Source organism: Synechococcus sp. W65.1 (genome assembly GCF_047461615.1).
Classification (GTDB): Bacteria; Cyanobacteriota; Cyanobacteriia; order Thermostichales; family Thermostichaceae; genus Thermostichus.
In genome coordinates this window covers 1-7,724 of sequence record NZ_JANSHI010000023.1, presented here as the reverse complement: position 1 = coordinate 7,724, position 7,724 = coordinate 1, and the positions used below count along the sequence as shown (strand labels likewise).

Sequence of the window (7,724 nt, the reverse complement as noted above, 5' to 3'; positions counted from 1 at the left end):
CGAGCTCTTGCCCAAGGCAAAGAGGTGGGTTGCGAGTTTACCCTGGAGAGGAGATCATAGAGTCCTATCCGAGCTAAAAGTTCCCATTAACAGCGTGACAGTGGAACCTAGGCAGATTCAGTTAGATCCTCAAGCCCTTGGCCCCACCACAGCTACTGCAGCCATCAAAGCCCACTTGGATTTGCTGTTGTTGGGCCTGGAGTCCTTGAGCGGGGAGAGTTCCGAGGCCGTTCTGGCAGCAGCCAAGGCCCTGAACCTAGAAGAGTACATTGGCGATCGGGTGGCCCTCTGGCGCCTGCGCAACGCCAATCCCCTCCGCCGCACTAGCGGTGAACCCAAGAAAGTCGAGATCGCAGAGGCCCGCGCCCTGGCCAGAGTAATTGCCTATCTGGCAGCCCAGCAACAGGCCCGTATCCGTAGCACGCTGGAGCAACTGGAAGCTGCCCTCAAGCAGGAGCTTAGCCCTTTCCGTCAGCCGCTGGTGGGCGATTATCTAGGCGAGTTTATCTCCCACTACCGCAGCCGTATGGTGGATGGGGATGTCCGCGATGAGGATAGCCTTGCCGAACTGGCTCTGCGCATCCTGATTGAGCTGCTGTTCTACAGTAGCCCCAGAGGAGCAGAGCGGCTGTGGAAAGCCTTGCTCAATCGCCCTGAGATGGATCTCCCTGCCAGCAGCAAGGTAGGATCGGATGCCCTGCCCTCTTCCTAGCCCTCAGCCTTGGAATTATGCCCAGCCTCACCCTTAGCCAAACCTATCACCAGCCCACCTCGACCCTCACCGTGCGCGGGGAAGCGCCCCTCCCTTCCCGGCCAGTTGATGGCTCTGCTAGGTTGCCATTACAAGCGATTGAGAGCAACTTTGAGTGTCAGCTGGAAATCCGCCAGGGAGAGACCACCAAAACTCTGCAGGGAGACAGCGTTTGGCTTAAGAATTTGATCACGGTGATCGACCGCTACGTTGGATCCCAGCTCAGCGGTACGCCCAAGGGAACTTTCAGTGGTACGGCGGCCATCCGCCCGCTGGATTTTATTTCCCACCGCCTTACGGTGCGGCAGGGGGAGGATCGCATTGCCCAGGTGGATCTGTCGACGACGCAGTTGTATGACCTCCTGGAAAACCTCTCGCAGGCGGCTGAAGATCTGCCCCAACTGGGCAAACTGGCAACGCCGCCGACGCCGGCTTGGTATCGACAGCCCACCGCAATTGCTGCCTTGCTGGCGGGCGGGATTGTCCTGGCGGCTGGGGTTGGCCTCTGGGTCAGCCGCAGGGATCCCCCCCCTCCTCCCTCCTCACCCCAGGAGCAGCTCACTGCGCCGGAAGCCGCTGGAGATCTCCAGCAGCGTCTGGAGAGTACCCTGGCCCAGCGGTGGCAGTCTCCCCCAGGTTTGCAGGAGAGCTTAGTCTACCGGGTAACGGTGGATGAGACGGGATTCCCCTTGGCTGCCGAGCCGGAGAATGCGCCCGCTCGGGAGCGCCGCGCCATAACCCCCTTTGCCGACGTGCCTGAGGTAGCGCCGGATCCCTTGCCAAGGGGGGCTAGGCAGTTTCGCGTCAGCCTGGGGCCGGCTGACCAAGTGGAAGTGGCCGCAGTCCAGTAAAGCTGGGTTCAATCAGGAGCTGGCGCCTTCTGGAGCGGGGTGGGGATCCCCAGCACGGGCAAGGTTTTGGTAGCCAATGCCTCCTACGAGCCGCTCAACATCACCAGTTGCGCCGGGCTATCGCGCTGCTCAAGGGCAAGGCTGAGCAAATCGGGCACAACGGTAGAGTAGTCTACGGCAACTTCCTCTGCCTACAGCCATCCGTCTTCGCCACTACTGGATTCCCCTGACGCAGCGCAATGTCCTCCATCGCGATGGGCACCGCTGCCAATACTGCGGCTGCTATGGTGAAGACCTCACCCTAGATCCCGTGATCCTGCGGCGGCAGCGATACCTGAGAAGTGGCTGAAGTATACCATTGGCCTGGAAGAAGCTTTGCCGCCACAGCCGTTGGACAACCTCAGCTAGATCCTCATGGATGGGGGCACTGGCGGGGAGGGGGAAGGGATCCTCTCCTCGATCCAGCGATGGATAATGGCATTAACCTCGGCGGGACACTCATCGTGGGGACAGTGGCCAGCTTCCAAGAAGTATTCCACTGCCGTGGGGTAGTGAGTGCGGTAGAGCTGCGAGCGCTCGCGAACCCGCATCCAGGGATCCCGCTCGCCCCAGATGAGCAGCAGGGGTCGCGCTAGGCTGCGCAGCAGCTCGTCCACGTAGCGTCCTTTTTGTCCGCCGCGCATCAGAGCCACAAACACATCGACCGCCCCTGGCTCCCGCGTAGGCCGGTGAATGTCTTCCACCAGCTGGTCTGTCACTGCCGCCTGATGGTAGTAGACCTGCTTGAGCTTGGCCCGGATCACCCGGGGCTGGCGCAAGTACTGAAACAACAGGTAAGACACCAAGGGCTGACGCAGACTCCAACCCACCAGCTTGCCCAGCCACTGCCGGGATCCCTTGGCAGTGGAAAAGCCGCCGGCTCCATTGAGCAGCACCACACCCCGCACCCATTCGGGATGCTCCGCTGCCAGGCTGAGCACCACATAGCCGCCCAGGGAGTTGCCAATGGCCACCACTGGCTGTCGGATCACCTGTTGGCAGAAGTCCCGCAGTTGGTCTTTCCAGAGCTCAGCGTCGTAGTTCCACTTGGGCTTGGCGGAACGGCCAAAGCCAAGCAAATCAATGGCATAGACCTGGTAGTGTTGCGCCAATTCGGGAATGTTCTTGCGCCAGTGGTCAGTGGAGGCTCCAAAGCCGTGCACCAACAGCAGAGGCTGGCCCTGCTCGCCCTGTTCGACATAATGGACAGACTGCCCTCGCCAAATCCAGCGGGCCGAGATAGGAGTGGCCAGTGCCGATGTTGAAGCCATAAGGGTTGCTCGCAAGCTTCTCTTCATCCTAGTAGATTTGCCTGGCCAACTCCGAAGGCTACGGGTCAGAGTATTAAACACGGGTTGGATACGCAAATGATCGCATTTTTAACAGGTCATCTTGTTGCTGTGGAACTGGGAGAGCGCAGCAGCCTCACTCTAGAGGTGCAAGGGATCGGCTATCGCATCCAGGCGCCGGCACGTTTTCTCAAGCAACTGCCCCCCATAGGGGAGCCCGTGCGAGTGTTCACCCATTTGCTCGTGCGGGAGACCGAGCTGGTGTTGTATGGGTTTGGCTCGGCAGCGGAGCGGGATCTGTTTGCGGAACTAATTAAAGTACCAGGGGTGGGGCCAGCCCTAGGCTTGGCATTGCTCAACACCTTTGCCCTACCGGAGCTGGTCCAGGCAGTGGTAACTGAGAATGCCCGCCTCCTCTCCCTGGCTCCAGGGGTAGGACACAAGACCGCCCAGCGGCTGGCGCTGGAGCTAAAAAGCAAATTGGCCCACTGGCGAAAAGGCCTGGAGAATGCCAATCAGCCTTGGTCGGGGGGGCCGCCTTCCCCTATCCGCGAAGAGGTGGAAATGGCCTTGCTGGCCCTTGGCTACAGCCCCCAGGAAATCCAAGCAGCCCTCCAAGCCCTGCCACCCCAGCCCCGGCAAACAGAGGATTGGCTGCGCGATGCCATCAGCTACCTCAGCCAACAGCCATGAGTTCCTCTGCTCCCAAGCAGCGCCGCGTTGGCATTCTCGGCGGCACCTTTAACCCCGTCCACCACGGCCATTTGATCATGGCCGAGCAAGCCCTCTGGCAGTTCAACCTGGATCAGGTGCTGTGGATGCCGGCAGGGGATCCACCCCACAAGCCCTTAGCTGGGGGCGCCAGCAAAGAGGATCGCCTGGCCATGGTAAAGCTGGCCATTGCTGACCATGAGCGCTTTGCCTGCTCGGACTTGGAGATCCGCCGTCCCGGCCCTTCTTACACTATCGAGACCCTACGCTGCCTCATCCAGGAGCAGCCTAATACCCAGTGGTATTGGATTATCGGCGTGGATGCCCTGCGGGATCTGCCCCAGTGGTACCAGGCAGAGGAGCTGGCCCGCCTCTGTCAGTGGATTGTTGCCCCTCGCCTTGATGCTGGCGACGCTGCCCAGGTGCTGCGGGCGGTGGCTGAGAAGCTACCCATCCAGGCGGAGATCCTGGAAGCCCCTACCCTAACCCTTTCTTCCACCTACCTGCGCCAGCAGATCCAAAAAGGGGGATCCATCCGCTACTTGGTACCCCCCGCCGTGGAGCACTACATTCGCCAACACCGACTCTATCTCGACCCTTGAAGAAAGGAAGAGGAGGGATCCCTCCTCTCCGAATAAACCAACTGGCTACAGCAACGGCTCGCCCAACTTTTTTTCCCGTCGAGGAGAGGCTGAGGTTCAAAGGTGCTGTTTTCCTATGGTGGGAGGGGCTTGAGCGAGCAGGCAATCTCCAGTGAAAACTGCAACCCAACCTGCTTAGTAAGCCAGGCCCATGCTGCGGGTGGTTTCGGGGCCCAGATAGACGCGGATGCTCAGGAAATCGGTGGGGCAAGCGGTTTCACAGCGTTTGCAGCCAACACAGTCTTCGGTGCGGGGGGCTGCGGCGATCATGCCGGCTTTGTTGTTCCCCTTCCAGGGCACCATTTCCAACACATCGGTGGGGCAAGCCCGCACGCACTGAGTACAGCCGATGCAGGTGTCGTAGATCTTGACCGTGTGAGCCATTGGTGTTCTCCAGTCGAGCAGTTCAATTTACCGAAGAGCGCGGCAGCAAAACCACTGCGCAGGTGCCCCCAGTGTACTGTAGTCCTGTCCAGCCACCCCAATCTCCGATGCAAATGTTTACATCCCCCGTCTTCCCCGCGGACTGCTGGTGGGGTTGGGCTAGGATGGCCTGAGGAAGGATAGGGCAAGGGATCCTCCCGATGAGACACTCGCTGCGGGATTGGAAACAGCAAGCCCAAGGCCAGCTGCGCCGTCTTGGACCCATTTTGGCTGAGATCTACACAGAAAACGTCCCTCGCTTGCGCCGCTGGGATCAGCAGCTCACCAACTGGGTGTACCGCCGCGGTTGGAGGGTGGATCCCTCTCTGCCCAAGGTGGCCATCTACGTGCTGGTGGCGGTGGCGATCCTGGCGATCCCACCTCTCACCTTTGTGGCTTTGGGGGCCTTTCTCACCTTTCTGGGTGTCCAAATTGTTCAAAAGTGGGCAGAGGTGGATCCCGACCGCCAAGTTCAGCGCCGCTACTTGCCCAGGGCTCATGAGGATGAAGATGACTAAGGAACTGGCAGACGGGCAACTAGCCCTCTCCAGGTGGTGGGGGCTGCTGGATGCCTAAGCGTTGCTTTACCTGTCTGATCACCTTCTGGTGGGAGCGGTTTTCTAGCCTCTCTAGGCCGATGGCGCCAGCCAGGATCCCTAACTGCAGGACCAAGCTGGGCAAGGTGGTCTCTAGATCCCGCCCTGCCAAGGCCTGAAAGAAAAACACCAACGCACCAACTGTGGCCGAGAATCCCACCGCCAGGTAGATAAAGCGGCGCAAGCTGCGGTAGGGAGCGGCCACTTCGGCAAGCAACCTTGCCCGCTCCAGGGTGGGATCCCGACTGGGTGACAGAGGCGGCCTGGCTTTGGGTGAAGGCTTGGGATGCGGTCCTGTCATTCTATACCTCCTCAGGCAACAGCAAGGGGTCCCGGCCAGAAATTGCCGCCAGGCTTTCCTCAGCGGCCCGACAGGCGGCCAGAATGTCCTGCTCTTCTCCGCCCAAGTACACGCGGCCAAAGCTGCCAAAGGGCATTACCTCGAGGATGTTGATCCGGGCCGATTTTTCTGCCTCGTTGGCGGCCAGGGGAGCATAGCCTGCCGGCTGCACCTCCAGGATGTAGAGGGTTTGGCCCGCTAGGAGCATCTGGCCGCGGCGGAAACGGTTGATTAGCTGAGTCTGGTGGGGATCGATGTTGCGGATAATTTGGCTGGAGATGATGCGCGGCCTTAGGCGCTCCTTTTCGCTTACCCCCAAAGCCGCTAGGATGGCCTGCCCAGCCGTGCGGGTATCCCCCTGGTTACTGGAGTGAACCTCCAAGAGGCCGTAGAGGCGCTCCACCACCTGCAACCCTGGCCTTACCGAGGTGGCTTTGAGGGCAATGTCCATGACGCGGTTGATCTCGATGCCGGGGGAGATTTCGACCCAGAGGGAAGTGTCCCCTGGCAGGGGCAAGAAGCCCTGGGCCACCGTGCCCAAGTAGGCGGCGTACTGGGGCTGGAGCCGATCCAAGAACACGTAGCTGCGTAGATCAATCCCCAAAGGAGTTCCCCCCCTAGTCGCTTGGGCTCTGTAGGATGACAAGCTGGGAGTGGATCCCTATCTTCAGTCTCGCCTGATCTGGCCAGCTTTGGAGAAGGGGGTTGGCGGGACTACAGGTCGCCCTGGGTCACTCCTTTCACCGGGCTCAGGGCTTCCAGAATGAGAGCCGCATCCACTTCCTCCAGAAAGCGCTAGGCCGCCGATTGGCTGTTTCCGACTGATGGTAGCTGCGAGGCGATGGCCTCTGTCAAATCCGCCACAGCTGGAGGTGCAGATGGCGACGCCTTTCCCCCAGCGGCTGGAGCTGCGGAAACTCCTCCAGGATAGGAGCGGTGGCCTGGACATGGGAAGCCTCGACCAGAGCTGGCAGGTGGCTAGCGGCCCAGTCGGCGTGGATTGGCAGCCCAAGGGTAGAGATCCCTTCTGGGCCATAGCGAGCCAAAGGATCCAGCAAAGCCGACTTCGCCAAAGGTCAGGAAGCTGTGTAGCCCAGGTGGGTAGCTAGGATCGGCACTTTGCTAGCCTGCAACAGGAACTCCACCCAGCCGGGGCGGCCACGTAGCGGGTTTGCTGCAGCAGCAACAGCAGCAAGTCCTCTTGAGGATCGGCTGTGGGGTCTCGAGCGGGCTGGATGGTCCCTTTCGAAGGCTGAACCAAAATCGGTCACCTGCTTCCCTCCTACCTAGCCGACCGGCGACAGACCTGAGAAATGGCTAGATCCCCAAGGGCTGAAACTGAGGATCCCGGAGGCGCAGGGGCTGGCCACGATCCCAAGCATCTCAAGGCCGCCGCAGCAGCAGGATTGCCGTCACCATCAACAGCGTTAGCAACAGGCAAAGAATCAGGAACCAACTGAGCAACTGCGTTTGACTGGGGAAGAGCACCGCGCCAAAAAACCCTACGGCCAAAACAACCCCCAAGCTAAGGGTCAAGCCCAAGAGCATGGATCCCTGGAGGGTATTTTCCCGCCGCAGCACCCATTGCTGGCCGTTCCAGAACCAGATCTTGCGGTAGGGATAGGAAACAGCCAACTGCTCAATGTGCAGGCGGTCGGGGGTAATGGCGAAGATATGCTGGCAACGGCTGCACCCGAAGGCCTCAGTTAGGGTGATCAGGCGCAGCTGGCCTTGCTGGTAACACGGGCAGGGGTAGATCTTGGTGGGCTCGATGGGCTGAGCCACCCGCAGGGACGATTTCCGCCGAGGCCACTTGCGGAGAGAAGAAAACGCCACAGCTCTCAGTTGGTGAGAAGTCGGGATCCCTCACATCTTAATCCCTAGCCAGGTTGATTCAAGCTACCCAGAGATGGTGGGCATAGCGCCAAGTGAGGATTTGGTTGAGGGCGAAAAAGATGAAAGCCAAAAGCACATACCCCAGCTTTAGGGTATTGCCAAGATAGGGCCGGATCCGTTCGGGGATGAAGCTAAAATCGGTGTACTTAGCCCAATGCACCAACGCCAATACCTGCACGATGTGAAC

At 60.1% G+C, this 7,724-nt stretch carries 11 protein-coding genes and 2 pseudogenes; 6 read left to right on the top strand and 7 right to left on the bottom strand.

The annotated features are described in order from the left end of the window. Positions 1–94: 94 nt before the first annotated feature. The 3 genes and pseudogenes from NW806_RS10700 to NW806_RS10690 form a co-directional block, all read left to right on the top strand. Entirely contained in the window at positions 95–712 is a 618-nt protein-coding gene (locus NW806_RS10700; protein ID WP_414404717.1) for a DUF3038 domain-containing protein, read from the top strand. Between the two features lie 17 nt (positions 713–729). Continuing rightward, entirely contained in the window at positions 730–1,602 is an 873-nt protein-coding gene (locus NW806_RS10695) for a DUF4335 domain-containing protein (RefSeq protein ID WP_414411090.1), read from the top strand. 45 nt (positions 1,603–1,647) lie between these two features. Continuing rightward, positions 1,648–1,924 (top strand): annotated as a pseudogene (locus tag NW806_RS10690) (HNH endonuclease); the annotation flags it as partial. An 82-nt stretch (positions 1,925–2,006) separates the two neighbouring features. On the opposite strand, the gene NW806_RS10685 reads toward NW806_RS10690, so the two are convergent. Then, positions 2,007–2,912, bottom strand: coding sequence for an alpha/beta fold hydrolase (locus NW806_RS10685; protein ID WP_414411089.1), 906 nt, complete (start codon positions 2,910–2,912; stop codon positions 2,007–2,009). Between the two features lie 96 nt (positions 2,913–3,008). Between NW806_RS10685 and ruvA the strand changes: the two genes are divergently transcribed. Both ruvA and nadD read left to right on the top strand, forming a co-directional pair. Next, positions 3,009–3,623 (top strand): Holliday junction branch migration protein RuvA, encoded by a 615-nt coding sequence (gene ruvA, locus NW806_RS10680; protein ID WP_414404721.1) that lies wholly within the window; start codon positions 3,009–3,011, stop codon positions 3,621–3,623. Further along, complete coding sequence (gene nadD / locus NW806_RS10675) at positions 3,620–4,243, top strand: nicotinate-nucleotide adenylyltransferase (protein ID WP_414411088.1); 624 nt, start codon at positions 3,620–3,622, stop codon at positions 4,241–4,243. The genes ruvA and nadD overlap by 4 nt, the downstream gene beginning before the upstream one ends. A 174-nt stretch (positions 4,244–4,417) precedes the next feature. On the opposite strand, the gene psaC is transcribed toward nadD, so the two are convergent. Beyond that, entirely contained in the window at positions 4,418–4,666 is a 249-nt protein-coding gene (gene psaC, locus NW806_RS10670; protein WP_011429399.1) for a photosystem I iron-sulfur center protein PsaC, read from the bottom strand. 200 nt (positions 4,667–4,866) lie between these two features. Between psaC and NW806_RS10665 the strand changes: the two genes are divergently transcribed. Further along, positions 4,867–5,223 carry a hypothetical protein gene (locus NW806_RS10665; RefSeq protein ID WP_414411087.1) on the top strand — a complete coding sequence of 119 codons (357 nt, stop codon included), beginning with the start codon at positions 4,867–4,869 and terminating at the stop codon, positions 5,221–5,223. Positions 5,224–5,242: 19 nt separating this feature from the next. On the opposite strand, the gene NW806_RS10660 is transcribed toward NW806_RS10665, so the two are convergent. The 5 genes and pseudogenes from NW806_RS10660 to NW806_RS10640 all read right to left on the bottom strand — a co-directional run. Further along, positions 5,243–5,602, bottom strand: a complete 360-nt coding sequence (locus tag NW806_RS10660; RefSeq protein WP_414411086.1) for a DUF3493 domain-containing protein — start codon at positions 5,600–5,602, stop codon at positions 5,243–5,245. Between the two features lies 1 nt (position 5,603). Beyond that, positions 5,604–6,245 (bottom strand): hypothetical protein, encoded by a 642-nt coding sequence (locus NW806_RS10655; RefSeq protein ID WP_414395057.1) that lies wholly within the window; start codon positions 6,243–6,245, stop codon positions 5,604–5,606. Between the two features lie 247 nt (positions 6,246–6,492). Next, entirely contained in the window at positions 6,493–6,714 is a 222-nt protein-coding gene (locus tag NW806_RS10650) for a hypothetical protein (RefSeq protein WP_414411085.1), read from the bottom strand. A 310-nt stretch (positions 6,715–7,024) separates the two neighbouring features. After that, complete coding sequence (locus tag NW806_RS10645; protein WP_414411084.1) at positions 7,025–7,477, bottom strand: hypothetical protein; 453 nt, start codon at positions 7,475–7,477, stop codon at positions 7,025–7,027. A gap of 58 nt (positions 7,478–7,535) precedes the next feature. Further along, positions 7,536–7,724, bottom strand: a pseudogene (locus NW806_RS10640) (hypothetical protein); the annotation flags it as partial.

Excerpts from the sequence above, each read along its gene's own strand:
- NW806_RS10685 (WP_414411089.1), bottom strand. The coding sequence starts at position 2,912 with ATGGCTTCAACATCGGCACTGGCCACTCCTATCTCGGCCCGCTGGATT.
- NW806_RS10695 (WP_414411090.1), top strand. The coding sequence starts at position 730 with ATGCCCAGCCTCACCCTTAGCCAAACCTATCACCAGCCCACCTCGACC.
- psaC (WP_011429399.1), bottom strand. The coding sequence starts at position 4,666 with ATGGCTCACACGGTCAAGATCTACGACACCTGCATCGGCTGTACTCAG.
- NW806_RS10665 (WP_414411087.1), top strand. The coding sequence starts at position 4,867 with ATGAGACACTCGCTGCGGGATTGGAAACAGCAAGCCCAAGGCCAGCTG.
- nadD (WP_414411088.1), top strand. The coding sequence starts at position 3,620 with ATGAGTTCCTCTGCTCCCAAGCAGCGCCGCGTTGGCATTCTCGGCGGC.
- ruvA (WP_414404721.1), top strand. The coding sequence starts at position 3,009 with ATGATCGCATTTTTAACAGGTCATCTTGTTGCTGTGGAACTGGGAGAG.
- NW806_RS10660 (WP_414411086.1), bottom strand. The coding sequence starts at position 5,602 with ATGACAGGACCGCATCCCAAGCCTTCACCCAAAGCCAGGCCGCCTCTG.